26 protein-coding genes are annotated in these 25,996 nt (G+C 55.7%); 4 read left to right on the forward strand and 22 right to left on the reverse strand.

What is annotated here, in order from left to right; genetic code table 11:
• The first annotated feature begins 2 nt into the window (after positions 1-2).
• Both M493_RS14600 and M493_RS14605 read left to right on the forward strand, forming a co-directional pair.
• Positions 3-1,091, forward strand: coding sequence for a GerAB/ArcD/ProY family transporter (locus M493_RS14600; protein ID WP_020961142.1), 1,089 nt, complete (start codon positions 3-5; stop codon positions 1,089-1,091).
• Positions 1,088-2,155 carry a Ger(x)C family spore germination protein gene (locus M493_RS14605; RefSeq protein ID WP_041267793.1) on the forward strand — a complete coding sequence of 356 codons (1,068 nt, stop codon included), beginning with the start codon at positions 1,088-1,090 and terminating at the stop codon, positions 2,153-2,155. The genes M493_RS14600 and M493_RS14605 overlap by 4 nt, the downstream gene beginning before the upstream one ends.
• Before the next feature lie 46 nt (positions 2,156-2,201).
• Here M493_RS14605 and M493_RS19005 read toward each other — a convergent pair whose 3' ends face one another.
• The 6 genes from M493_RS19005 to M493_RS14625 all read right to left on the reverse strand — a co-directional run bounded on the left by M493_RS19005 (position 2,202) and on the right by M493_RS14625 (position 7,394).
• Complete coding sequence (locus tag M493_RS19005) at positions 2,202-2,336, reverse strand: hypothetical protein (protein ID WP_020961144.1); 135 nt, start codon at positions 2,334-2,336, stop codon at positions 2,202-2,204.
• Positions 2,337-2,435: 99 nt separating this feature from the next.
• Positions 2,436-2,612, reverse strand: a complete 177-nt coding sequence (locus tag M493_RS18740; protein WP_020961145.1) for a hypothetical protein — start codon at positions 2,610-2,612, stop codon at positions 2,436-2,438.
• A 115-nt stretch (positions 2,613-2,727) separates the two neighbouring features.
• Complete coding sequence (gene bioA, locus M493_RS14610) at positions 2,728-4,107, reverse strand: adenosylmethionine--8-amino-7-oxononanoate transaminase (RefSeq protein ID WP_020961146.1); 1,380 nt, start codon at positions 4,105-4,107, stop codon at positions 2,728-2,730.
• Entirely contained in the window at positions 4,097-4,813 is a 717-nt protein-coding gene (gene bioD, locus M493_RS14615; protein WP_020961147.1) for a dethiobiotin synthase, read from the reverse strand. Before bioD ends, bioA begins: the two co-directional genes overlap by 11 nt.
• Positions 4,814-4,815: 2 nt before the next feature.
• Positions 4,816-5,379, reverse strand: coding sequence for a biotin transporter BioY (locus tag M493_RS14620; RefSeq protein WP_020961148.1), 564 nt, complete (start codon positions 5,377-5,379; stop codon positions 4,816-4,818).
• Positions 5,380-5,579: 200 nt separating this feature from the next.
• Positions 5,580-7,394, reverse strand: coding sequence for a pyruvate kinase (locus tag M493_RS14625; RefSeq protein ID WP_020961149.1), 1,815 nt, complete (start codon positions 7,392-7,394; stop codon positions 5,580-5,582).
• Between the two features lie 391 nt (positions 7,395-7,785).
• Here M493_RS14625 and M493_RS14630 point away from each other — a divergent pair, with 391 nt between their 5' ends.
• The gene (locus M493_RS14630) at positions 7,786-8,349 is read left to right on the forward strand and encodes an NAD(P)/FAD-dependent oxidoreductase (RefSeq protein ID WP_020961151.1); all 564 of its coding nucleotides are present in this window, start codon (positions 7,786-7,788) and stop codon (positions 8,347-8,349) included.
• A 205-nt stretch (positions 8,350-8,554) separates the two neighbouring features.
• Here M493_RS14630 and M493_RS14635 read toward each other — a convergent pair whose 3' ends face one another.
• The 14 genes from M493_RS14635 to hpaB form a co-directional block, all read right to left on the reverse strand.
• Positions 8,555-9,022 (reverse strand): flavin reductase family protein, encoded by a 468-nt coding sequence (locus M493_RS14635; RefSeq protein WP_023817736.1) that lies wholly within the window; start codon positions 9,020-9,022, stop codon positions 8,555-8,557.
• 196 nt (positions 9,023-9,218) lie between these two features.
• Positions 9,219-9,944, reverse strand: coding sequence for an ABC transporter ATP-binding protein (locus M493_RS14640; protein WP_020961154.1), 726 nt, complete (start codon positions 9,942-9,944; stop codon positions 9,219-9,221).
• Positions 9,944-10,714: an ABC transporter ATP-binding protein gene (locus tag M493_RS14645; protein ID WP_020961155.1), complete on the reverse strand. Its 771-nt coding sequence runs from the start codon at positions 10,712-10,714 to the stop codon at positions 9,944-9,946. Before M493_RS14645 ends, M493_RS14640 begins: the two co-directional genes overlap by 1 nt.
• Entirely contained in the window at positions 10,711-11,775 is a 1,065-nt protein-coding gene (locus tag M493_RS14650; protein ID WP_020961156.1) for a branched-chain amino acid ABC transporter permease, read from the reverse strand. Before M493_RS14650 ends, M493_RS14645 begins: the two co-directional genes overlap by 4 nt.
• Before the next feature lie 13 nt (positions 11,776-11,788).
• Positions 11,789-12,670: a branched-chain amino acid ABC transporter permease gene (locus tag M493_RS14655; RefSeq protein ID WP_020961157.1), complete on the reverse strand. Its 882-nt coding sequence runs from the start codon at positions 12,668-12,670 to the stop codon at positions 11,789-11,791.
• 68 nt (positions 12,671-12,738) lie between these two features.
• The gene (locus M493_RS14660; RefSeq protein WP_023817739.1) at positions 12,739-13,908 is read right to left on the reverse strand and encodes an ABC transporter substrate-binding protein; all 1,170 of its coding nucleotides are present in this window, start codon (positions 13,906-13,908) and stop codon (positions 12,739-12,741) included.
• An 87-nt stretch (positions 13,909-13,995) separates the two neighbouring features.
• Positions 13,996-14,643 (reverse strand): GntR family transcriptional regulator, encoded by a 648-nt coding sequence (locus tag M493_RS14665; protein ID WP_020961159.1) that lies wholly within the window; start codon positions 14,641-14,643, stop codon positions 13,996-13,998.
• A 41-nt stretch (positions 14,644-14,684) separates the two neighbouring features.
• A complete protein-coding gene (gene hpaE, locus M493_RS14670) occupies positions 14,685-16,196 on the reverse strand; it encodes a 5-carboxymethyl-2-hydroxymuconate semialdehyde dehydrogenase (protein ID WP_020961160.1) in 1,512 nt (503 codons plus the stop codon).
• A 16-nt stretch (positions 16,197-16,212) separates the two neighbouring features.
• Positions 16,213-16,599 carry a 5-carboxymethyl-2-hydroxymuconate Delta-isomerase gene (locus M493_RS14675; protein WP_020961161.1) on the reverse strand — a complete coding sequence of 129 codons (387 nt, stop codon included), beginning with the start codon at positions 16,597-16,599 and terminating at the stop codon, positions 16,213-16,215.
• A gap of 17 nt (positions 16,600-16,616) precedes the next feature.
• On the reverse strand, positions 16,617-17,354 hold the full coding sequence (locus M493_RS14680) for a fumarylacetoacetate hydrolase family protein (protein WP_020961162.1): 738 nt from the start codon (positions 17,352-17,354) through the stop codon (positions 16,617-16,619).
• Entirely contained in the window at positions 17,351-18,130 is a 780-nt protein-coding gene (locus M493_RS14685; RefSeq protein WP_020961163.1) for a fumarylacetoacetate hydrolase family protein, read from the reverse strand. The genes M493_RS14680 and M493_RS14685 overlap by 4 nt, the downstream gene beginning before the upstream one ends.
• 291 nt (positions 18,131-18,421) lie before the next feature.
• A complete protein-coding gene (hpaI, locus tag M493_RS14690) occupies positions 18,422-19,342 on the reverse strand; it encodes a 2,4-dihydroxyhept-2-ene-1,7-dioic acid aldolase (protein WP_020961165.1) in 921 nt (306 codons plus the stop codon).
• Between the two features lie 92 nt (positions 19,343-19,434).
• Positions 19,435-20,418, reverse strand: a complete 984-nt coding sequence (hpaD, locus tag M493_RS14695) for a 3,4-dihydroxyphenylacetate 2,3-dioxygenase (protein ID WP_020961166.1) — start codon at positions 20,416-20,418, stop codon at positions 19,435-19,437.
• Between the two features lie 14 nt (positions 20,419-20,432).
• Positions 20,433-21,911: a 4-hydroxyphenylacetate 3-monooxygenase, oxygenase component gene (gene hpaB, locus M493_RS14700; protein ID WP_020961167.1), complete on the reverse strand. Its 1,479-nt coding sequence runs from the start codon at positions 21,909-21,911 to the stop codon at positions 20,433-20,435.
• Positions 21,912-22,062: 151 nt separating this feature from the next.
• On the opposite strand from hpaB, the gene M493_RS14705 reads away from it, so the two are divergent.
• A complete protein-coding gene (locus M493_RS14705; protein WP_020961168.1) occupies positions 22,063-22,956 on the forward strand; it encodes a LysR family transcriptional regulator in 894 nt (297 codons plus the stop codon).
• A gap of 569 nt (positions 22,957-23,525) precedes the next feature.
• On the opposite strand, the gene M493_RS14710 is transcribed toward M493_RS14705, so the two are convergent.
• Positions 23,526-25,478 carry a TRAP transporter permease gene (locus tag M493_RS14710; RefSeq protein ID WP_020961169.1) on the reverse strand — a complete coding sequence of 651 codons (1,953 nt, stop codon included), beginning with the start codon at positions 25,476-25,478 and terminating at the stop codon, positions 23,526-23,528.
• Positions 25,471-25,971, reverse strand: a complete 501-nt coding sequence (locus tag M493_RS14715) for a DUF1850 domain-containing protein (protein ID WP_020961170.1) — start codon at positions 25,969-25,971, stop codon at positions 25,471-25,473. Before M493_RS14715 ends, M493_RS14710 begins: the two co-directional genes overlap by 8 nt.
• Positions 25,972-25,996 lie beyond the last annotated feature (25 nt).

Consider the following 25,996-nt stretch of genomic DNA (forward strand, 5'->3'; position numbering starts at 1 on the left):
CGATGGCTTCTGTTGCCGAACGTCTACAAGTTTCACCTTTCATGACTTTTTATATTATCATGTCGATGCAAATCGGTGTCGGGGTGCTCGGTTTTCAGCGGGTCATCGCACAAACAGCCGGACATGACGCATGGATTTCGGTCCTGCTGGCCGGCGCCTCGTCCCATCTGATTCTCATCGTGCTGTATTGGCTGTTGCAGCAGGCGGACGGCGATTTCCTCCTCCTCCATCAGCGCCTGTTCGGCCGCTGGGTGGGAGGGGCATTTTCATTATGGCTCGCCCTTTACTTCGCCGCCATGTCATTTGTTGTTTTGCGCACCTATATCGAAGTAATTCAAGTCTGGATGTTTCCCGACTTGCAAACATGGGAATTTTCACTCGCTTTTTTGCTTCTTTGTTTGTACATTACGGTCGGCGGATTTCGCGTCGTTGTCGGCATTTGCTTTTTTTGCCTGATCATTCCCAGCTATTTGCTGTTTACTTTTTGGTTTGTCCTGGATCATGCCGACTTTCACCTCTTGCTCCCGATATTGGACCATCCGCCTTCAGCTATTGTAAAAGCGGCGGGACAGACGACGTTGACGATGCTCGGGTACGAAACGATTTTGCTCTTTTATCCGTTTATCAAGCGCGGAGCCCAATCCGCCAAATGGGCGCATGCCGCCTTATTGGCAACGACATTGTTTTATACGCTGCTTACCGTGCTGACATTGGCTTACTTTAGCGAGAAACAGCTGCAGCGGCAAATTTGGCCGACATTGACGATGTGGAAAATGGTTGAGCTGCCGTTTATTGAACGGTTTGAATACGTCGGCATCGCCAATTGGCTGCTGATCATTTTACCGAACGTCTGCTTAGGGCTGTGGTGTTCTTCCCGTATATGCAAACAGCTTTTTCCCATCCGCCAAAAAACGGCTTTGCTGATTATTGCCGCCATTTGTTTTTTCAGCACGCTGTTCGTTCATGATCGCAAACAAGTCGACCTCATTAACACCATTTTAAACAGAACCGGCTTTTATTTTCTCTATATATGGATTCCTTGTGTCGCAGTCATCACCTATATCGTGAAGAAAGTGAGAGGGAACGTATGAGAATGCGGACCGCCCTGTTGGCTATGGCCATCGTCGCCATCTTGTCCGGCTGCCTTCGCAAAGAAATTTTAGATGATATCAATATTGAAAGCGCCGTTGGATTTGATGAGGCGGGAAAAGACAAAGTTCGGGGAACCATTCTCATTCCGGTTTACAAAAAAGGAGAAACAGCGAACAAAACGTTGACGGCCGTTTCCACTACGGCGAAAGATGTGATGGAAGAACTGCAATACAAAACATCCGAACCGCTCGTCAGCGGAAGCATTGAGACTGCCTTGTACGGGGAACGCCTCGCCAGAAAAGGAATATTTCCGTTCGTTGATCAACTTCGTCGCGATGCAAGCATCGGGACGCGACTTTATTTGGCCGTGGTGGACGGGACGGCCAAACATCTGCTCGAGGGAAATTATGGCCGCCAAGGAAGCGGCATTTACCTTTCCAACTTGGTCAGACAAAATATCGAGCAACGGGATTTGCCGAAAACAAATTTACATTTATTTCTAAAATCATACTACGCCGATGGAAAAGACCCGTTTTTGCCATACGTACGCCGGGCCGGTGAAGATGTACAGGTGGCCGGCGTAGCCTTATTCCGCGGCGACCGGGTTGTCGATACGCTGAAACGAAACGACATGTTCTACTTTAAAATCGCCATGGATTCTTATAGTGAAGGCACCCATACCATCCGGCTCGACAACCAAAACTTCGTATCCATTAAAAACATCTCGACAAAGCGGACCATTTCTTTTTCAGGCCCCAAAACCCGACCGTCCATTCATATTCATATCGCCCTTGAAGGCGTCGTGCGCGAATACAAACGCGGGGCGTTCACATTCGCTGTCCGCCGGTCTGTCGAAAAAACATTTGCGCAACAAATCCGCTCGAAAACCGGGGCCCTTCTCCGCTGTTTTCAAGAACACCAAATCGACCCGGTCGGCCTTGGCGAATTTGCCGCCAGTCATTATCGCCGCTTTCACTACCGTGATTTTTACAAGCATTACGACCAGCTTCCGATCCGCGTCACCGCCGATGTGACGATCCGTGACAGCGGCATTATCGAATAAGCATCCCTGCTTCACCGGCGGGATGCTTACTCTTTAAGGCTTCGTTTCAATACCACCAGCCTGGATACGGCGGATACGGCGGATACGGATAAAACGGGCGCGGAGCTAGAGCGCCGCCGAGCAATCCGCCCAAAAACCCGCCGATGAACGGAGCGCCAAACAGCAAACCTGGAAATGGCATCGTTCTTTCTCCTTTCATTCATGAATAGGATGCGATACTTTATTCATATGCACATAACAAAAAAGAGGGTGGGCTGTCCGCCCAACCTCCGCTCCTTTCTCACCACCAAATCGGGCCATACCAATACGGGTAGAAAAACGGCGGGAACAAGGCGCTGCCAAGCAGCCCCCCTAAAAAGCCGCCGAAAAACGGAGCGCCAAAAAACGGGAAACCGAACGGCCGCCAAAACCCCCAAGGCCGCCAAATGCGCGCATCCGCCATCTCAATATGGTTCACTTTGCTTCCCTCCTTCCGCCTGCCCTTAGTCTCACTGTATGTATGAAAAACGCCTGTTGCTTAGGCGTGCACCTAGCCGGCCAAAAAGAAACGGGCGGCTGTCCGCCGCCCCCGCTTATACAAGTTCTCCCCGCATCTGTCCATACAAACAGGCGATCGAATCAAACAAAATGCGCACCGCTTCAGTCATCTCGTCTTCGCTCATGGAAAGGACCGGAATGAACGTCAACACCGGGCCGAGCGGGCGGATGACAAGCCCCCTCCGGCGCGCTTCGAGGATAATGCGGTGCTCCATCATGGCCGCGCGCGGAAAAATCGCTTTCGTCCTCCGCTCTTTTACAATTTCAATGCCGCACATGAGCCCTTTTTGCCGAATATCGCCGACGATCGGGATTTCATACAATGCCTCGAGCCGTTCCGTCAGCCTGTGCGCCTTTCGTTGAACATCAGCAAGCAAACCGCGTGCTTCGATGAGCTCGATGTTTTTCAGCGCGGCGGAACAAGCGAGCTGGTTCCCCGTATACGTATGACCGTGGTAAAACGTTTTGTCTTCATCCGCTTTGCCGAGAAACGCCGCATACACGTCTTCAGTGACGAGCGTCGCGGCCAGCGGCAAATACCCTCCGGTGATCCCTTTCCCAACGCAGACGAGATCCGGCTTTGCCTCTTCCTGCTCGCAGGCGAACATCGTGCCGGTGCGGCCGAAGCCGACGGCGACCTCATCGCAAATGAAAAGCACCCCATACCGGCGGCAAAGCGTTTCGACTCCTTTTAAAAACCCGCGCGGGTGGACGATGATCCCCGCCGCTCCTTGCACAAGCGGTTCCACGATCACGCCGGCGATGTGCTCATGCTGCTCTTCAAGCACTCGTTCCAGCTCACGCAAACAATAGCGGACGATCTCCTGCTCGCTTCCGTATTCGTCCATACGGTACACATACGGCGACGGCACTTCGATCCGCTCAAACAACAGCGGCGCAAAAATGCGATGGAACACCTCCATTCCCCCGACGCTCACCGCCCCGACCGTATCGCCATGGTACGCCTCTTTCAACGAGACAAATTTGTTTTTCTTCGCATAGCGGACCGGGTCGATGTTTTTCCAATACTGATAGGCGATCTTGAGTGCGATTTCCACCGCCGCCGCCCCGGTGTCGGAATAAAACACTTTCGACATGTGCGGCCAATATTCCAGCAGCCGTTTGGCCAGCAAAATCGACGGCACGTTCGCCGATCCGAGCAGCGTCGAGTGGGCGATTTTCTCCAATTGCTCGCGAAGCGCCGCATTCAATTCCGGGTCGTTATGGCCGTGGACGTTGACCCATAGCGACGCATAGCCGTCTAGGTACCGATTGCCGTCGACATCATACAAATAGCTTCCTTGCCCGCGTTCAATGATCAACGGGCGTTCTTGCGCATACTGTTTCATTTGCGTGAACGGATGCCAGACGCACTGCTTGTCCCACTGTTCCAATTGCTCGCAGCTATACGCCAACGCCCAACACCTCCAGCCATCGTTTCGCTTCCCCTTGCCTAATCCACTGTTCCGCCAGCCTTTCCAGCTCCTCCCTTGTCACTGCAGGAAGAAGCGGCACGACCGCCAGCACCGGCAGCTGCACCAAAGCGGCAATCATGTCGACATTGTTTCGGTCGATGATGTCTTGCTCCTGAAACCGATTGAACGCAAGACCCAACAACCGAATGCCTTTGGCGTCCGCATACGCCGCCGTCGTCACCGCGTGGTGAATCGCCCCGAGGCTTGAGAGCGACACGAGCACCGCCGGCAGCCGATAGTCGCGGACAAAATCGCCCGTCATATACCACCTTCCGTCGCGCTCGCACCACGGGACGGCCAACCCTCCCGCCCCTTCGACGAGCACGACATCATAGCGCTGTTTCAGCCGCTCGAGCCGTTCGGCAATCCGCTCCGGTTCGATGGACGTCCCGGTCAACGCCGCTGCCAAATGCGGCGACATCGCCGGCTCCATATAGTACATCCCTTCCACAGCGGGAAGCTTGGCCACTCGTTCATACCAATCCTGCTCGGCAAACGACACCCCATCTTCGGCCAGTCCGGTCTGAACCGGTTTAAACACACTTACACTCATGCCAAGCCGCTCGAGCGCCAATGCCGCGATGGACGTCACCACCGTCTTGCCGATTTCCGTTCCTGTTCCGGTCATAAAAATTACGTTTCCCATTGTTACCCCCCTATCCCCCGTGTCATCGTAAGCGGCCGGATGTGCGGCCATACGCGCGCCGCGATGACCGAACAAACGGCACAAAGCACGAGATCCCCCGGCATTGGAAGCAGGAAGCCAAACCAGATTGTTTGGCCGATGGTAAGCGGAGTTGCGGCGACCCATTTCATCACTATGTACAGCCACGTGCAGCCAAACGCATACACGACCAACAAGGCCGCCGCATTCGCCTTCCATATGTCCCGTGCTTTTGTCCATTGAAAGCGGCGCACCAACGAGCCGCCGGTATACGCTCCGGCGATGAAACCGAGCAAATAGCCAAACGTCGGCTTCAGCACATAACCGAGCCCGCCTCCTTCCGCAAACACCGGCGCGCCCGCCAACCCGATCGACACGTAAAGCAGCTGGCTGAGCGCTCCCATTCTCGGACCGAGCAGGCAGCCCGACAAATAGACCGCGGCGATTTGCAGCGTAAACGGCACATACGGCACCGGGATTTTGATGAATCCGCCGACCGCCGTCAACGCGGCGAAAAAGGCCGCCCAAACAAAGGCATGGATTCGCACCTCTTCCCTCCTCTCCAATATTTGTTTCTATTGTGCCTAACACCCTTTTATTTGTCAACTAATTTTTTATATAGGTTTACATATAAACGAAAACACGGAGTCCCGAAAGCAGCGGGACTCCGATTTGACACGGCGAGGGACCGTCTTTGTGAACGCGGCAGGGGAGTCCGTTCCGTCGGCCAACGTTTCACCGCGTCTTTTCACAAGTCGAACAAATCCGTTCGTTCGCCGTCCATTTCCGGCATCGCCGGCTTACCCCGTCTTTCTTCCTTTTTCAGCAGCGACGACAACAGGCGCACCGCTTCGGCAATATACCTTCCTTTGTTCAACATGACGCACTGCGCCTGCTTTCCAAGGAAAACGTCCGAAATCTCGGCGCGCGACGGAATTCCCTTTTTCGCCATTTGTTCGAGCACTTGCGTCGCCCAAATGACCGGGATGTGTGCCGCACGGCAGAGCGCCAAAATGTCGCGTTGGGCGGCGGCAAGACGGTCAAACCCGATCTCAAGCGCCAAATCGCCGCGTGCAATCATGACGCCAAACGCCGGGATTTGCAACCCTTCCAACAAAAGACGGGCCAGGTTGTGAAGCGCCGTCTGCGTCTCAATTTTCGCAATCACCGGCAGAGAGTCCGCCCCTTGTTCGGCAAGCAAATACGAAAGCTTCCGCAAATCATGAGGCGTTTGCACAAACGACAGCCCGACGATGTCCGCATGACTGGCGATGAACGGAATCCATTCCAGGTCGCGATCCGTAAGCGGCGGAACCGTCAAGTGGGGAAAAGAATCCGGAAGATGAAGGCCCGTTCCTTGCTTAATCGCTTTCCGCTTCCCGCCATCAAAAACGACTTTGGCCTCCACATACCGATCATGCACTTTGACGATCCGCGCAACCATTTGCCCATCGTTTAAGTAAAGGCGGTCCCCTGCCCTCACATTGCGCCACGCCTTCGCCAATGTCGTCGTCATTTTGATCCCGGCCCCCCCGTACGCTGCCATAAAGGCGGCATCATCGAAATAAATATGCAGCGGTGTGCCGGCGGTCGCAAACGCTTTCACCGGAATCAACAAGGCGGAAGAAACGGTGAAAGAGGCTTTCCCGTTTTGCAGTTTCATCTCTTTTTGCACATAAGCTGTCCGTGAAAGGAACACTTTAAAACAAGACGGCGCGATTTGTTCGGTCACCCGCAGTTTTTGTTTTTTTCCGCGCACATCGGTAAACAGCAGTTCATCTCCTTCTTCAACGGCTGCTCCGTCCTCAGCCGTCAACTGCCACATGAATGAAACATCGCGGGGAAGCGGAGACGGAGGCGGGAAGGAAGAGAAGGAGATGAGGCCGACTAACGGCTCTATTGCTTCCCCATATTGATTTTTCTTTACCGAAAGCTTCATCGTCCCCATGTTGACCGCCAGGCGGTCGACCCGGATTTTCGGCCCCGGCAGATCCATGTAAATGCGGCATTTCCTCCCCTGCATCTGTTGCGCTAACTGCCTCTCCGCTTGACGGATGACGGAAACGAGCGATTCCCACGTTTCCGGTGAACCGTAGGCGCAGTTGATGCGGGCGACATCCATACCGTACAGAAGCAGCCGCTCGATCAGCCCCGGTTCATCGACCCACGACTCGTCCATCGTCACCATAATGTGCGTCGGCCGATGCGGACGAGAGCTTCCAAACACGGCCTTTGTCCGTTCATGAAGCAGCTCGTTCGCTTCCTTTCTCGTCACCTTTCGCCACTCTGTTTTGCCGTCGACCGGCACATGCAGACAAGCGAGCACTTGCTCCATCATATCAATGAGATGCGCTTCCCGGCCGTCAAGCTGCCATCCGTGTTCTTCGAGCGCCTCAGCCAAATCTGACGGCATGCACCCCCTCATATACGCGTAAGCCAGCAGCTGATCCCGGCTTCCCTCGTGAAAGGAAAGGGGAACTTCCTTCCGCTTTTGTCCCACCCATTCCGCCATCTCGCGGTAAAAAGCTGCCAGGCGGGCGCCCAACTCCCGTTTATCGTGCATCAGCGGCACCAACCCTCATCAAAAATGCGGTTTTATTTTTATATATTCGCCGCCAGCCCAAATAAGGACAGAAAAAAACCGGCGCCATTCGCCGGTTCGACACACTAGTACGGTGTTATTTTTGAACGACAATTTTCATCCCGCATTGACAAAGCACCGAATGTTTCAGCCGCCGCACGGGCTGTTGGCATTGTTCACAAATCATCGTTTTATTCACTCGTTCTTCTCTCCTTTGTCATCCCTTCTGCTTTCCATTATACACCTAGCCATATTTAAAGTAAATATAATTTAATAATAAGTATCATTTTATAAAACAAATCATTTGGACCTTATTTCCACTTATGCTACACTATCCATAGTATTAATATTCAAACAAAGGGAGGCTGTGACGATGTACGACATCGCCATTATCGGGGCCGGCCCCGCGGGGGCAAGCGCCGCCATTTTCACCGCCAAAGCCGGGAAGAAAACCGTCTTGTTTGACCATGACAAAGGGATGACGAAACGCGCTTGGGTGGAAAACCATTACGGCGTCCCGCAAATCAGCGGGCCGGAATTGGTGGAAACCGGGAAAAAGCAAGCAGCGAAATTCGGCGCGGAATTGGTCGAAGCACAAGTGACCGACGTGCAAAAAACAGACGGGGGGTTCCGTCTCGAAACGGAAAACGGCTCCTATGAGGCGAAACACGTCATTTTCGCCACCGGCGTCGCCACCGATCTGGCGGAAAAAATCGGCCTGCGCACAAAACCGGGAACAGAGCCGCGCATTAAAACGGTGCTTGACGTCGATGCCGACGGCAAAACGAACATCGACGGCATTTGGGCGGCCGGGACGGTCGCCGGCGTCAGCGTCCATACGATCATCACCGCCGGCAACGGCGCGAACGTTGCCATCAACGTCATTAGCGAGCTGAACGGCGAGCGATATGTCGATCATGATGTATTGAAAAAATGACAAAACGAGGGTGTCTCAAACGCAACGAGACACCCTTTTTCCGTGCTATATATGCATTGAACCGATCCGTACCTCTCTATCTTGTCTGTTGCCGCCGGACAGACGGCCATAGACGCAGCCGAAACACCATACGGCAGGCTGAACGACCGCTTGCGTCATCACCGCATCCAAACGACAGTCGGCCGCCCCGCCCACCCGGAGGCGCTCACCGCCCGATGCTCCGGTACTTCCCTTCAAAAAACAAGAGCGGGTCGCCCGGTTCGTCTTTCAGCAAAATCTCGGTCACTTCCCCAAAATAAAGCGTATGGTCGCCGGCCACGTGCGTGCTGTGGACGTTGCATAAAATATTCGCCATCGCATCCGGCAAAATCGGATGACCGTCCACCCATTCAAACGAAACAGGGCGTTCTTCTTTCAACTGGCCGGCAAACAAGCGCGACAGCTCCTCTTGATCGCGCGTCAAAATGTTAATGGCAAACTTCCCTGTTTGCTTGACGATGTCATGCATCCGCGCTTTATGGCCGATCGAGACGACGACAAGCTTCGGATCAAGCGAAACGGACATAAACGCGTTCGCCGTCATCCCTTTCACTTCCCCTTGAAAGTCGGTCGTCACCACCGTCACACCGGTTGCGAATTTCCCCATCGCATTGCGAAATGTGCGATCATCCATACGTTCTCCCATCCTTCCCTTTTCGTCATCCGCCACCCGGCGCCTTCCGCCGGCATATGGACGGCTTTCCTTCTTGCTGTTTCCGCCCCCGGGCGCTTTCCCCGGCTTTTTGTCTTTGCGCCCTGTGAAAAAGCGGCCAATCTACACCCCCATCATAGCAGAAAGAAGGAAAAGACACAACGACGATACACGGCTCTTACCGGCGCCTTGCCGCCCCAAGGTACGCCTCGGCCACCCGCTCGTCGTTGAGCAGCTCGGCGGCTTTTCCGTGCAAAGCCATAGCGCCGCGCTCGAGAACGTACGCGTAGTCCGCTGTTTGCAGCGCGGCCCGCACGTTTTGTTCGACAAGAATCATGGTCGTGTGGAATTGATCGCCAAGCGGTTTCAGCATGCCCATCACTTCCTTGACCACAAGCGGCGCCAACCCTAACGACGGTTCGTCAAGCAAAAGCAGCTTCGGTCTCGCCATCAGCCCGCGGGCGATCGCCAACATTTGCTGCTCCCCGCCGCTTAATAGTCCGCCCGGGCGGTCGAGCATCGTTTGCAGTTTGGGAAACAGCTCGAGCACCCGCTCATAGTCGCGTTTCACATCCTGCCTGTCGCGGCGCTGGCGGCGGTACGCCCCAAGCAGCAAATTATCTTTCACCGACAAACCGTCAAAAATTTGCCGCCTCTCCGGCACAAGGCAAATGCCTTTGTCGACGATGTCCTCCACCTTTCCGCACGGAAGCGGTTCGCCTTCAAACACCATCTCCCCTTCGGTTGGAGTGTAGACGCCGGCAATCGTGCCGAGCAGCGTGCTTTTGCCCGCCCCGTTGGCGCCGACAATGGCGACGATTTCTCCTTCGCCGACGTGCAAATCGATTCCTTTCAATACGTGCAAATGGCCGTGGTGAACGTGAACGTTGCGAAGCACAAGCATCAGACCGTCTCCTCTCCCAAATACGCTTTGATGACGTCCGGATGCCGCACAATCTCTTCCGGCGCTCCTTCGGCGATTTTTTTGCCGTAATCGAGAACGACGATCCGGTCGGCGATCGCCATCACCGTTTCCATATCATGTTCCACAAACAAAAAGGTAAACCCTTGTTCTCTCATGACCAACAACACATCAACAAGCCGCCTGGATTCTTGCGGGTTCAGCCCGGCCATCGGCTCGTCAAGCAAAATGAGGGAAGGACGGGATACAGCCGCCCGGGCGATTTCCACAAGCCGCTGCATCCCGTACGGCAGCGTGCCGGCCTTCTCCGCAGCGAGATGCGCCAACCCCACTTGCGCAAGGCGGGAAAGCGCCTCTTCCCGCGCTGTCTGTTCTTCTTTCGCCGCTCGCGGCAGCCGAAAGCCGGCGCTGAAAATTCCGCCCGTCAACCGCGGATGAAAACCGACCATCACGTTTTCGGCAACCGTCATATCGGAAAACAGCTGCAAGTTTTGAAACGTCCTCGTCATTCCCAACATCGCCAGCTCATGCGGCTTTTTGCCGTTGGTCACGACCCCTTGAAAGCGGACGAAGCCGCCAGTCGGGGGAAAAATGCCGCTGATCGCATTAAACAGCGTCGTTTTCCCCGCCCCGTTCGGCCCGATCACCGCCACCATCTCCCCTTGGGCGACGCCGAACGATACATCTTGCACCGCCTGCACGCCGCCAAACGACTTGGACAATCGCTCCACTTCAAGCAACATGGCGCTCACCCCCGCTCCCCTCCGATCGAACGGGCTTGATGACTGTCGACGGCCGCCGTCTGCTTCTGTTGACGCCAACTTGCTTTCCACAGCCGCCTCCATCCTTTGGCCGCGACGCCCGTCAGCCCGTTCGGCATGTAGATCAACATGACGACGAGCAACAAGCCAAAAAAGACGATTTCAAATTCCCCGCCGGCATTCGGCAGCAGCAGCGGAACAACGGCCTTAAGCCACTCTCCCAAACAGACATAGACGGCCGCGCCGACGAGCCCGCCCCACACGCTGCCCGTCCCGCCGATCACCACCATAATCAAAAAGTAAATGGAAGGGACGATGCCGAATAAGTCCGGATTGATGAACGTGACATAATGGGCGTATAAGCTCCCGGCCGCCGAAGCGTAGACAGCGCTGAGCATAAACATTTGCAGCTTGTATTTCGTAATGTTCACCCCAAGCGAGCTTGCCGCCACTTCGCTCCCATGAATCGCCCGCAGCGCCCTTCCGACCCGGGAGCGGACGATGTTGCGGGCAAACCATACCCCGGCCAGAACGAACAACGACACAAGGTAGTAAAAAGGAAGATCGCTTTGCAGCGGAATCCCGGCGATGCGGATCGGCGGGATGCCAAAAAAGCCATTCAACCCTCCTGTGATCCCTTTCCACTCCTTAAAAAATGTAAACATAATGACGCCAAAGCCTAACGTCGCCAACGCCAAATAATGTTCACGCAGCCGGAAAACCGGAATGCCGACCACAAGCGCCACCAAAGCGGCCAAAGCCGCGCCGGCAGCCAACGCCAGCCAGGCCGACCATCCCGCGTGCGCCGTCAAATAGGCGGACGTATAGGCGCCAATGCCGTAAAACGCCGCCTGGCCGAGCGAAATTTGCCCCGCATATCCCATCAGCAGCGTCATCCCCGTGCTCACGAGCGCGTACAGCCCGATGAGAATAAGGGTGCTTAGCACGTAATTATTGCCGAAGACGAGCCAAGGGAGACCGAGCCAGACGGCTGCACCGACAAGCCAAAGCCACCGTTTTCGTCCATCCGTCATTCGTTGACCGCTCTCCATCCATCCGTCCCCCTTATACCCGCTTTCCGGTCATCTTGGCGAACAGCCCGTTCGGCATGAAAAACAGCACGAGCAGCAGCAGCCCAAAGCTGATCGCTTCTTTGTATCCCGAGGACAAATACCCTTCCGCAAACGACTCAAGCAGCCCGACGAGAAAGGCGCCGGCGATCGCCGCCGGAGCGTTCGTCAGCCCGCCGACAACGGCGGCGATGAACGCCTTCAGCCCGATCATCATCCCCATATCATAAGAAGCGCCCGAAATCGGGGCGATGACGATTCCCGCGAGCGCCCCTAGACCGGCGCTGACGGCCATGGCCCCAAGCGACATTTTGCGGATGTTAATCCCCATCAACCGAGCGGCGAACGGGTTGATGACACACGCTGTCACCGCTTTGCCGATCGAAGTCCGGTTCAAAAACAGATGCAGCGCCAAGAAACTGATGACCGAGATGATGACCGCCCAAATGCTTTGCCATTGGATGACCGCTCCGAACAGATGGAGCGCCTCATGACCGCTAAACGGCCGCAGCGCATACGGATCCGTCCCCCACACGAGCAGCGCCAGCCCGCGAAACACAAATGAGACGCCGATCGTGATAATAATGAGCACGGCGACAGACGAACGGCGCGCCGGCTGAATGGCCAGCCGCTCAAACAGCGCGCCGATCGCCATCACCGCCGCAATGCTGAGCCCGATCGCGAGCGCAAACGGCATGCCGCTGTTGACAAACGTCATGCACAGCAGCGCCCCTAACATGGCAAAGTCGCCTTGGGCCAAATTCAAAATGCCGGTCACACTGTACGTAATGACAAATCCGAGCGCCACCAACGCGTAAATGCTGCCGACGGTCAGCCCGGAAAACAACAGCTGCACAAACTGGCTCCACGCTTCCATGACCCGCCCTCCTTCAACAGCTGGGTGAAACAAAAGAAAAGGGAATGAGCAGCCTAATTCCCGGTTTCCTATTCAGCAAGAACAAACTTGCCGTCTTGAATTTGCACCATCACTAAGCTGTCGGCATCCAGCCCTGTATGATCATCTGTAGACATATGGAAGACGCCCGAAATGCCGATAAATTTTTTCGTATTTTCCAAAGCCGACCGTATTTTTTCTTTATCGGTTCCCCCTTCTTTGATCGCATTGGCCAACAGATGAAACGCATCCCACGCATGTCCGCCAAATGTGGTCGGCTCATAGCCGTACGCTTTTTCAAAATCCCGTTTGTATGCCAGCAGCGTTTCCTTTTGCGGATCGCTGTCCGGAAGCTGGTCGGCCACTAAAATGCGCCCGGCGGGGAACCATACGCCGTTGGCCGCCTCACCGGCCAAATCGATGAACCCTTTCGTGCCAATGCCATGGCTTTCTACAATCGGCGCCTCGATGCCCAACTGGCGGATGTTTTTCGTCACGACCGCCGATTCTTGCGCCGTGCCCCATACAATCACGGCCTGTGGATTCGCCTTTTTCACCCGTGTCAACATCGCTTTTGCATCATCGACTGTCGCTTCAAACTCTTCCTCCGCCACCGCCTGGACGCCATACTGCGGGGCGTAGCGCACGAACTCGTCGTGCCCGCTCGTTCCGTATGCATTGGCGACGTTCAGCCACGCTACTTTCGTCCACCCTTTTTCTTTTAGGAAGCTGAGCAGCTTTTGGATGACAATATCGTCTCCTTGAGCCGTTTTAAATGTCCAAGGGCGCGAAGATCCATCGTCTGGGTTGACAATTTGTTTGCTCGCTGCGAGGGAAATGTACGGAATGCCTGCCTTTTCGATTTGCGGGATCATGGCTAAGGAGTTGCCGCTGATCGTGCCGCCGATGATGGCGGTCACTTTGTCTTGCTCGATGAGTTTTTTCGTGGATAGCACTGCTTCGTTTTGATTGGATTTGTCGTCATAAGCGATCAGTTTGATCGTCTTCCCTTCAATGCCGCCTTGCTCGTTCCATTGCTTGACGAGCATTTTGACCGTCTCCATCTCCGGCTTGCCGAGCGGCGCCGCTCCACCTGAAGCAGAGAAAATGGCGCCGATTTTCAGTTCTCCCTCTCCCCCGCCGGAAGCCGGCGACTGGCCGCAGGCGGCGAGCATCATCGTCATCCATAAAGCGAGAAGCGCTGCCCACCATCGTTTCATCTTCCCTTTGCCCCCTTTTTTGATAGCGGTTTCAAAATAAGTGTTCATTGCCCCCGCCGGGGGTTGCCTCCCCCGGCGGGGACGGTGCTACCGGCGGCGCTTGAACGCCTCCGCCGTATTCATTTTATGTTGCCGGGCATACTGCTCGATTTCATGCGCCGGCGCCTTCCCCCGCAGCAGGCGGATGATATGGGCGTGCTCGTCGATCGACGCTTTCGCCCGCTGCGGCACAAAGGTGAAGCCGTAGGCGCGGATCCGCTTCATCCGCTGCCAAATGCTTTTGATTTGCTCTTCTAAATAGGCGTTGCCGCAATGGGCGTAAATGAGCGTATGAAACTCGTAATTGAGGTCGCTGAACTGCTCAAATTCAAATTCCTCAAGCGCCCGCTCCATCCGCTCGTTTAATTGTTCCAGCCGATCGATCGCCTCCTTTGTCACACGGGCGGAGCCGAGCGCGGTCGCATAGCCTTCCAGCACAGCCAACACCGACAGCGTCTCGATATATTCTTTCTCGTTGATATTGCTGACGACGGCGCCTGTATACGGCTTAAATTCAACGAGCCCTTCCGCTTCAAGCTGGCGGATCGCTTCCCGCACCGGGATGCTGCTTAGCCCGAGCTCGCGGGCGATTTGGTCGATGACAACCCGGTATCCCGGGCCATAGACGCCGTTTTCAATGCGAGAAAGAATATACTCGTAAGCCAATTGGGTTTTGTTTTTCGCTTTCGTTTCCATACCTTCATCATATCCTATGCCGTATACGTCCGGCTACCGATTTATGTCCGCTCCGCCGACAGCGCGGATGACGGGGCGGCTTTCCCAAGCGGCGGGATGGACGGATCGCCGACGGCAACGTGGACGACTTGCACTTCCGTATAGAAATCAAAGCTGTAATGCCCGCCTTCGCGGCCGATGCCGCTGTATTTCGTCCCGCCAAACGGAATGCGCAAATCGCGGACGTTCGGCGAGTTGACCCACGCCATCCCGCTTTCGATCGCCTGGGCGACGCGGTGGCCGCGCTTCATGTCGCTCGTCCAGACGTACGCCGCCAAGCCGTACTTGACATCATTCGCCAGCCGAATGGCCTCCTCTTCATCGGCAAAGGACATCACGGCCATGACCGGGCCGAAAATTTCTTCTTGCGCCACTTTCATATCGTTGCGGCAGTTAAGCAGCAAAGTCGGCGGCACAAAGTTGCCGCGCTCGAGCCCTTTCGGAACGCCGGGGGCATGGACGCTCGCTCCTTCTTGCCTGGCGATCTCGATATAGCGGTTCACCCGCTCCCAATGGTCGCGGTGAATGAGCGGCCCCAGTTCGGTCGCCGGGTTCATCGGGTCGCCGATGACGATGCGGTCGACGCGCTCTTTCAGCCGGGCGACAAATTCGTCGTAAATCGATTGTTCAAGCAACAGCCGCGAGTTGGCCGTGCACCGCTCGCCATTGAGCGAAAATACGCCCCAAACGGCCGCATCGAGCGCCTGTTCAAGGTCCGCGTCGGCGAATACGATGAGCGGCGACTTGCCGCCGAGCTCCATCGACGTTTTTTTCAACGTCGCGGCGCTGTTGCGGATGATGTCCATGCCGGTCGTCGTTTCACCGGTAAACGAGATGAGGCGGACATCCGGGTGGGCGACCAGCGCGGCGCCCGCCGTTTCGCCAAATCCGTGCACGACGTTGAACACCCCGGCGGGAAGCCCGGCTTCATCGATGATTTCCGCCAGTTTATTCGCCGTCAGCGGCGACCATTCGGCCGGCTTCAAGACGACGGTGTTGCCGGTCGCCAGCGCCGGGGCGACTTTCCACGTCTCAAGCATAAACGGCGTATTCCACGGCGTGATGAGCCCCGCCACCCCGACCGGCTTGTAAACGGTGTAGTTTAAAAACTGCCCGTTCACCTGGTACGCTTCGCCGACAAGACGCGTTTTCACCATTTCCGCATAAAAGCGGAAGTTTTCCGCCGCGCGGGCGGCCTGCTTTTTCGCCTGGCTGATCGGAATGCCGGTGTCAAGCGCCTCTAAATAGGCGATGTCGTCCGAATATGTTTCAATCAGCTCGGCAATGCGGAACAAATACCGGAGCCTCTTTTCAACCGGCATCGTCCGCCACGGCCCGCCATCAAACGCCTGTTTCGCCGCCCGGACCGCCGCGTCGATATCCTCTTTCCGCCCTTCGGCGACTTCGTTGATCGGCTCGTTCGTAAACGGATTAATGTTGCGGAAATACACACCGGCTTCCCCTTCCGCAAACCGCCCATTGATATAATGAAGCACTTTCGGTTGCCCCGTCATTCGTTTCCCCCTCCCGCTATGTCCGATAACGCGCATGAATGTTGTTATGCTTATACGTCCCCGCCTCGCTGAACTCATACAGCTCAAGCGACAGCGCCAAATAGCGTTTCGCCAGCAGCGGGGCGAAATGGTCTTTCATGACGGCAAACAGCTCGTCGCCGACTTCTTTTTTCACCTGTTCCGGCCGCCCGGCGCCGATTTTCAGCGTCGCGTGCACAAACGCATCGTCTTCCGCGCCGTCGGCCACATAATATTCGCTGAGCCGAATGGCGCGCGAACGGATGCCGCCGACGGGAAACACGCCGCGCCGTTTGATCAGCACGCGGTGAACTTTTTCAAGCAAACCGCGAATATCGGCTTCTTCGCCGAGATTGTCCGTATATTCCACAATAAAATGCGGCATCCTCTCCCCTCCTTTGGCTAAACGATGTAGTTGATCAGCCGGCCGATGCGCTCAATTTCGGCCGCCACTTCATCGCCGGGCTCGACGTTCACCGCTCCTTTTGGCGTGCCGGTCAAAATCACATCGCCCGGCGCAAGCGTCATAAATTCCGTGATGTACTCAAGCAAATACGGGATGGAAAAGATCATGTCGCCCGTATATCCTTCCTGCACGACCGTTCCGTTGACATACGTCCGCAAACGAAGCGCCATCGGATCGCCGACTTCCTCATGGCTGACGATCCACGGGCCGAGCGGCGTCGTCCGGTCGCGGTTTTTGACGCGGAAATTCGGCCGGTAATAGTTTTCCAAGTAGTCGCGGACCGCGTAATCGTTGGCAATCGTGTAGCCGAAAATGTAGTCGTACGCCCGCTCCTCTTTCACCCGGCGGGCCGGGCGGCCGATCACCACCGCAAGTTCGCATTCGTAATGCATCATGTGGACGCCGGCGGGGCGGACGGTGCGGCCGCGATGGCCGACAAGGGTGTTTTTCCCTTTGAGAAATAAAAGCGGCTCGGCCGGCGCTGAAAACGACAATTCCCCGGCATGGTCGGCATAATTCAAGCCAAGCGCCACGATCACGCCCGGCTCGACCGGCGGAAGCCATACGACCTCGTGCTCGCTGACGGTCATCCCGTCCGGCAGGCGGAGGCGGCCGTCAGCAAGCGGCTCCGCTTCGGTCACCGCGCCGTTCCATGCGACGCGCGCCCGCTTCATCGTTCCTCTCCCCCTTCTTCCCGAGCGAGCCGGTTTTCCAGGACGCCGACGCCTTCAATCTCGACGCGCACCACATCGCCGGCCGCCGCGAGCGGGGCGTCAGCCGGCCAGCCGAAAAACAGCACATCGCCCGGATAAAGGGTCATAAAGTCGGTCACATCGGCCAGCCATTGTTCAACCGGACGGCGAAAACGGCCCGCGCCGGCCTGTTGGACGAGGAGGCCGTTCACGTATACGCGCACCGAAAGCGCCGATAACGGCGGGGCTTCCCTTTTCGGCACGATCCACGGCCCGACGGGGGCGAACCCGTCGCGCGCCTGCTCCTTCACCGCCGGCCGATACCGCTGTTCGTGCGGAATCGAGAAATCGTTGACGATCGTATAGCCGTCCACATAATCGAGCGCCCGGCCCGGCTGCACGCGCGCCGCCGTCCGTCCGATGACAAGGCCGAGCGCCGGAACGGCCCGCAGCTCGTTGACGCCGGGCGGAAGAAACACCGGCCGCCGATGGGCGTTGATCGTGTTGGCCGGCTTCATGTACAGCACCGGGCCTTCGGGCGGCTTCCGATAAGGGGGCTGATGCATGCGCTCGAAACATCGCTCCCATTCCAACCGGTCGTTCCACGCCACCCCGTACATCGCCCCGCCAACAGGCGCAGCCCACTCGAGTTCCTCCATCCGGTGCATCCGTCCATGCCATCGCACCGTCCCGCTTTGCGGCGCGGCCTCCGCCTCAATCATCCCCCGCACGCCGGCTAAGCGCAGTTGCACGTTCATCCTATCCCCGCCTTTCTTGGTCAGGCTGATGATTTCAACGGCTGATGAAACACAATCGTTCTCTCCCGCCGGTGTTGTTCACCGCAAGAAGAGGAGCCGGGCTTGAGCACGTTTCCCAGCTTGAGAACAGCGCATTTCGAATTGAGTTTTCGTTGAATCACGCGCCTTTTAGACGCCCGGCTGTTTTCACGCCTTTGCTTGATTCCTCATTTCGGCCATTCGCGGCAAACGTCCGGCGCGCGCGGTTTCCCATCTTCCCCATCCCCTTCTTCCGCTTCCCGTCCGCTGTTTTCACCGTTGCAGCTCTTCGGCCAGCAGCCCGTATTTGACGAGCGTGCGGCGGATTTGCTGCTGGTGCTCCCCGCTTGGCAAATCGAGCGGCAGCCGGAGCGTCGGGGTGATTTTCCCCATCATGCCGAGCGCCGCCTTGACAGGGCCCGGGTTCGTTTCAATAAACAGCACATCGTTCAGCTCCATCAGCTCAAAATGGAGATCTTGCGCCCGCTTGATGTCACCTGCAAACCACGCGTCGTGCAGCTCGGCCACCTTCTGCGGCACGACGTTCGCCGTCGCGCTGATCGACCCGGCGCCGCCGATCGCCAGCATCGGGTAGCACAACAGCTCGATGCCGGAAAAGAGGAGAAAATCGCGTCCGCAATACAAAAGCACCCGGTTCACATGCTCAAAATCTTTGTTCGACTCCTTCACCCCGATGATGTTCGGGCAATCCTCGGCGAGCCGCGCCAACGTTTTGACTTCCAAATTGACCGCCGTCCGCCCCGGAATGTTGTAGACGATAATCGGGATGTCAACCGCCTCGGCCACCGCTTTAAAATGTTTATAGAGCGCGGCTTGAGACGGGCGGTTATAATACGGGACGATGACCATCGCCGCATCGGCGCCCATTTCCTGCGCGAATCGGGTCAACTCAATCGTTTCCGCATGGTTGGTCGAGCCCGTCCCCGGCACGAACGGCACGCGCCCGGCCACCGCTTTTTTCGCCGCTTCCATCACCTGTTTCCGCTCGTCAAGCGTCAGCGAGCTCGGCTCTCCCGACGTTCCGGTGACGGAAATGCCGTGCGTGCCGCTTTCAATATGCCAATCGATAAGCGCGGTCAACGCCGCAAAATCCACGTTTCCTTCCTCATCGAACGGCGTGACGACCGGCGCGATCGAGCCGCGCAGCCGTTCTTTCACCTCGCGATGCGCCATGTCTCTCCCTCCTATTTATCAGAATTATCTAAACGTTATATACATATTACACAAAAATCATATATGAAATCAACTATTAAATTATATATGAATCAAATGAGGAACGTCGGCTTGACTTTGGCGAGCGCCGGCTCTTTAGGTTCGACCGGTTGGCCGCTATGAACGTCAAGCACGACCGACGCCTCCTCAAACCAGCTGTCCGGCGCCGCATGCCCCCAAAACGTTTGCCGGCGCGGATCATCAAGATCCCAGCGGATCGGCGGGAAATCCGGATCGCTCGTCAAGTAGTCGCCGTTATACAGCTCGATCCGATGGCCATCGGGATCGCGCAAATAAACAAAGAAGGCGTTCGACAGCCCGTGCCGCCCCGGCCCGCGTTCGATATGCGCCCCATATCCGGACGCCGCCAACACGTCGCACGCATGAATCAAACTGAGCGGATCCGGCAGCCAAAACCCGATATGATGAAGGCGCGGGCCTTTCCCGTTCATCATCGCCACGTCATGGACGTTTTGTTTCCGGTGAAGCCACGCCGCCCACAGCTTGCCGTCTTTCGTTTCCGTATACTCCGAGCAGGCAAAGCCGAGGCCGTGCACGTAAAAATCGTACGCCTGCTGAACATCAGCCACCATGCAATTGAAATGGTCAATGCGCTGCACGCGGGCGCCGCGGTACAAGTCATACCGCTGCAAAAGCCGCTCCACCGCCGTCATTTGCGCGAAAAACTCCAGCGGCAGCCCGGACGGATCTTGCACGCGAAACGCCCGGCCGACGGCGCGCTGACTCCGTGCGTCAACCCATTTTGGCTCCAACTGCCTGGCGGCGAACCAACGGTAAAGCTCCTCAAGTTCCCGCTCCGATCCCACTTTATAGCTGATCGCCTCGACGGCGGGACGGTCCGCCTTTTTCAACAGCAAGCTATGGTGTTGGTACTCTTCCAACCCGCGCAAATACAAATGCCCTTCATCCGCTTCCGTCACGACAAAGCCAAGCACCCGTTCATAAAAATCGCGCGCCGCCGCCAAATCCGTCACATGCAGCACCGCGCGGGCCGCACGAATAATGGAAAATGCCATCGTCCTTCCCCCTTTTACTGTTCGCTATTGGCCGGAATGTGCACGCTTGTGGCCGTCCGCAAAAAATCATGGATGAGCTGTTTGTAATACGCTTTTTCATATCCGTCGAAATATGCCATCCCCATCCGCACCGGGTCGCCGAAAAAGTAATATTCATAATGCGTCTGCCGGGCGCCGAACGCGCTCATCGTAAGGTCCCAGGCGAGCCGGAACAGCTGGACGCGCTCATAGCCGTCCACCGTCGCCCCTTGCATGGCGCGGCGAACGATATCGCCGATTTCTTCATGATGGAAATCGGCTTCCGTCGGAATCGCCATCAACCCCGATGCGCCTAAAATGCGAATGATCTCCGCCAAACGCGGATACACGCGCGGGTACCAGTTGCGCGCCGCATCAAGCGCGGCAAAATCCGGCGTCATCGTTCCCCAGCGGTCCGGCTTGGCGTTATGCTCAGCCCGGTACAAGTGGCTTCTCATCGTCTCCAAAACGAGCATGATTTCCGCCCCTTTGTCTTTCACGTGCTGGAACTCGCCGATGCCGATCGCGTCCATCAGGCAAAGCGTGACGCCGAGCAAAAACTCCGTTTTGACGATGTTTTTCGCCACGACTTGGTGCGACATATGGACAACGGCGTTCGTCTCGCGGAACGTCCGGTTGCAAATCGACGAATTGCCGCACACAAACACGCGCTCCCACGGCACGAACACATTTTCAAATGAAACGATCGCATCGCCTTCTTCAAAGCGGGAGGCGAGCGGATGGTCCCATGCGCTCCGTCCGTAGTCAAACGCCTCGCGGCAAATGAACTTGACGCCCGGCGTGTTGTTCGGGATGGCGAAAGCGAGCGCGTACGGGTCCTCTCCGGAAGACGATCTTTTCACCGTGGAGGGAAACACTAAAATTTCATCGGTAATGCCGCCTTGCGTCGCCAACAGACGGATGCCGCTGACGATAATGCCGTCTTTTCGCCGCTCCACCAAATGAAGCGGCACATCGGCGTCTTTCTGTTCATGAAGCGCCTTTGCGCGATTCATTTGCGGATGGATGAGCGTATGCGTCAGGCTGATGTCGTTTTCGCGCGCATATTCATAGTAACGTTTCGCGTTTTCGGCAAACATCGGATCATCTTCGGCAAATAGATCGTTGGCAATGCCCATGGCCATGACTTCGGCGTTCAAATAATCGGGAGAGCGGCCCATCATCCCCGCCGACATATGCGCCCACTCTTGCGTCGCCTCGCGCCGGGCGATGAGCTCGTCAACCGTTGTCGGCTGAATAAACGTCATGCCGACAAGCTGCCCGGTTGTCGGCGACCGGTACAACATTTTGTCCGGCTTTTCATATTGCCGGTCATAAAGCGCCGCCATCGAGCGGACGACGTTGCGAAACGCCGGATGCTCGGTGACATCCCCGACTTTTTCCCCGTGGATGTACACGCTGCTTTTCGCCTGCTTGAGGCGTCCCATGTACTCTTGACCTGTTTTCGCCGGCATTTTCATTCCCTCCATTTTCACGTATAATGGGATAAGAAAGCGCTATCATTCAGAATGTTCGGAATTAATATAACATATGATTTCATATATGAAAAATACAAAAAACATTACCTAATTCATATAAAAAATATATAAACAGGGGGAGAAACGGATGATCGATCTAAAACAGCTCAAGTACTTTACGACGATCGTCGAGGAAGGACAAATTACAAAAGCGGCCAAAAAGCTGCACATCGCCCAGCCCCCGCTCAGCCAGCAGCTGAAGCAGCTCGAGGAAACGCTGGGGGTGACTTTATTGGAACGAAGCACGAAAAAATTGGAGCTGACCGAACCGGGAAAAGTGCTGTACGAACGGGCGAAACAGCTTCTTCAGCAGCTCGATGACGCCTTGTTGGAAGTGCGCGAGATCGAAGAAGGGGCAAAGGGGACGCTGTCCATCGGCTGTGTCAAATCTTGCTTCTATTACTTATCCGAGGTGATGGAGCCTTTCCACCGCTCGTTTCCCAACATTAAGTTTCACCTTCGCGAAGGGGACAGCTTTTTAATCGGCGAACTGTTAAGAGAGCGCATCATCGACATCGGCATCGTCCGCCTGCCCATCGACGACCTTCGGCAGTATGACATCATTTCGCTTCCAAGCGAACCGTACGTCGCCGTTTTGCCCGCCCAATGGCCGGCACGCGGGCCGCATATGCATGTGCGGGAATTCCGCGGGCTTCCGCTGTTGCTTTTGCACCGCATCCACGGCAAAGGCCAATATGAGCTGGTCGTTCACGAATGCCGCCGCCATGGGTTTGAGCCGAAAATCGTTTGCGAATGTCCTGACGCGACCGTCCTCCTTTCGCTCGTCGCCAAAGGAATCGGCGCCACCATTCTTCCCCAATCAACCGTTTCCTTTTTTCCGGTTCCCGGCATTCGGGTGTGTTCTCTCGTTGATTTCAGCGTCCAGGCCGAAGCCGCGGCCATTGTGGATCAAAGCCGGCATCTCTCTAAGAGCGCCCGCCATTTCTTATCGTTCTTGCAACATCGGTTGGGCGGAATGTGACTTGCCGCCGCTAACGTTTTAGAGAGCGAGGCCTATGCGCCCTATGGCGGTAGAAAGCCGGTGAACAGCGAAGTCTCTAGAAAGATGGGGAAAAACAACAAATTCGCTCGATTTGTGAGAAATCGCCAAAAAGGAAGTGATGGCGTTACAAAGTTTTCCATTTGAGAAAAACGGTTGGAGAGCAGCCTTTTAGATTGATGCGCAACGCAACGAAACAGCATACGCACCGCCAGGTTTTTCAATTTGAGAAACAGAGGAGGAATCAGCATTTCCCTCATATTTCGCAACCTTTGCATAATATACAAAAAACAACCCGAATATGCGCATAAAAATAATTTTTTATACAAAAATTGTAAAATAATTAATTTTTATTCGGTCAAACCTGGCTTATTTCGAATTTTTATTCAGGGTGCGAAATGTGAGATTTCCCTTCAAATCCCCAACCTTTTCGCAAACGAACGAACAAGGAACATATTCGGCGAAACCAACCGTTTTTCACCGATCCTAAAAAAAGCAGGACCCACCGTCGTGGTGAGTCCTTTCCTAATTTTATATTCCGGAACGAGTGTTTATGACGCCGACTTTTGCATCTGCTCCCGCTTCCCGGCCATATATTGAACGGCGAACATGGCGACAAACAGCACCAAGCCGACGATATCGCTCACTCTTTCCGGATAAATGAGCAACAGCCCGGTGACGGTCGCGATGATGCGTTCAAGAATGTTAAGTTTCCGGTACCAAAAGCCGATCATTCCTGCGCTGATGGCGAGCATGCCGATAAATGCCGAGAATACGACCCAAATCAAATACGGAACGGTCGTGTCAATCATGAGCAAGGCCGGTGAAAGCACGAACATGTACGGGATGATAAACGCCGAAATGGCAAGCTTCGTGGCGATAACCCCGGTCCGCAGCGGGCTTCCTCCGGAAATGCCGGCTGCCGCAAACGCCGCCAACGCCACCGGCGGTGTAATGTCGGCGACAATGCCAAAGTAAAACACGAACAAATGCGCAGCCAGCTCCGGCACGCCGGATGCGATGATCGCCGGCGCCGCGATCGTCGAAGTGATGACGTAGTTGGCCGTTGTCGGCGAACCCATGCCGAGAATGAGCGAAGTCAGCATCGTGAAAAAGAGCGTCAACAGCAAAACGCCGTTTGACAAATCGATCAAGCCGTTTGCCATTTTCAAGCCAAGGCCCGTTTTCGTCACGACCCCGACGATGATGCCGGCTGCGGCGGTCGCCGCCGCCACGGACAGCGCGCTTCTCGCCCCGTCGACTAGCGCGTCAATGATGTCGCGCCATCCTAGCCGCGTTTCCTTTTTCAAACCGCTGACGACAATGATCGCCACGATCGACCAGAGCGCCGCCCGCATCACGCTCATCCCGCTCATCAGCAACACGATGACGACTACAATCGGAACGAGCAAGTAAATTTTCCCAAGCACTTCTTTTCGGTTTGGCATTTCATCTTCCGTCAACCCGCGCAGCCCGATCCGTTTCGCCTCGAAGTGCGTCATCATCCAAATGCCGGCGAAATACAAAATCGCCGGGATGGCGGCCGCTTTCGCGATCTCCCAATACGAAATGCCGCCGATAAATTCGACCATCAAGAACGCAGCCGCTCCCATGACCGGAGGCATGAGCTGGCCGCCGGTGGACGATGTCGCCTCCACAGCGCCGGCAAATTCTTTTCCGTACCCGAGCCGTTTCATCATCGGAATGGTAAACGCCCCGGACGTCACGACGTTCGCCACCGAACTGCCGCTGATCGTTCCTTGCAGCGCGCTTGAGAACACCGCCACCTTGGCCGGACCGCCGATCCGCTTCCCGGCGACAACGAGCGCCAAATCGTTAAAATACTCCCCGACGCCCGTTTTCACTAAGAAGGCGCCAAACAACAGGAACACGAAAATATACGTCGCCGACACGTACAGCGGCGTGCCGAAAATGCCTTCTGTCGTGAAAAACATCGTTTTGACGAGCCCTTCCAAATCAACGCCGCGATGAGCTAAAAATCCCGGCATATACGGCCCGAAATACGCATACAGCAAAAACAGCGAGGCGATGATCGTAATCGGCAGCCCGACCGCCCGCCTCGTCGCTTCGAGCACAAGCAGGACGGCGACAAGGCCGACCGTAAAGTCGAGCGGCGTCATAATGCCGATGCGCTGGACAATGTCATCAAGCATGAGCGGCAAATATGCCCCGACTCCGATGGACAACAAAGATAACATGATATTGACAATGCCGACATTAGAACGCCGAAGATTCTTTTTTCGCGCCGGAAACAGCAAAAAAATGAGAGATAATGCAAATCCTAAATGAATCGACAATAAAATTTGTTTCGGAAGTGTTTGAAAAATGGAAGCGTACAACTGAAAGAGCGAAAACGAAAGGAGTCCGAAAAAGGCGATCCAGCCAAGCGGCCCCTTCAGCCTGCGCGTCGCCGCTTCCGGGTCATATTTTTCCAGCAATTCTTGCTGCTCCTCGACGGACAGCTGTTCAAACTTCTCAGCCAAATAAGTTCACTCCCCTCCAGCATTGAAACAGTGATAGTCGCGTCATCTTGATGCGGACAATGGAGCCGGGAGGGATGACTGTTTTTAACGCCACCGTCTTCCCTTGATACACGACACGATGGTTGGCGACAACTCGTCCGATGCTCAACCAGATGGATGGAAACTTGCGCTCCATGCCAGTAATATAATATTTTCCATCCCGCAACGTAAACGTCTCTCCCGGCGCTGCGTCAGCCGGCATCCCGACCGCCGTATCCTCATAAGTGAGCGCGATTTGTTCAATCGTCCCGTCCGCCAACAGTTTATACGTTTCCTCGACATCTGAACGATGGATCGAATGAGTATAACGAATCGCGAACGTATCCCCGACGGAAGCCGGGATGTAGGCAGCCACCCAACCGTCCTTTTCAAACGCCACCGCCTGGCGGAAAGGAATGAAGAAGACGGCAACCGTCACCAGAAATATACTCGTCGCCAAGACTCGTTTGCGCATCAGCCGTTCCCCCTTGCCGGCCGGT

This window comes from Geobacillus genomosp. 3, from assembly GCF_000445995.2.
GTDB lineage: Bacteria > Bacillota > Bacilli > Bacillales > Anoxybacillaceae > Geobacillus.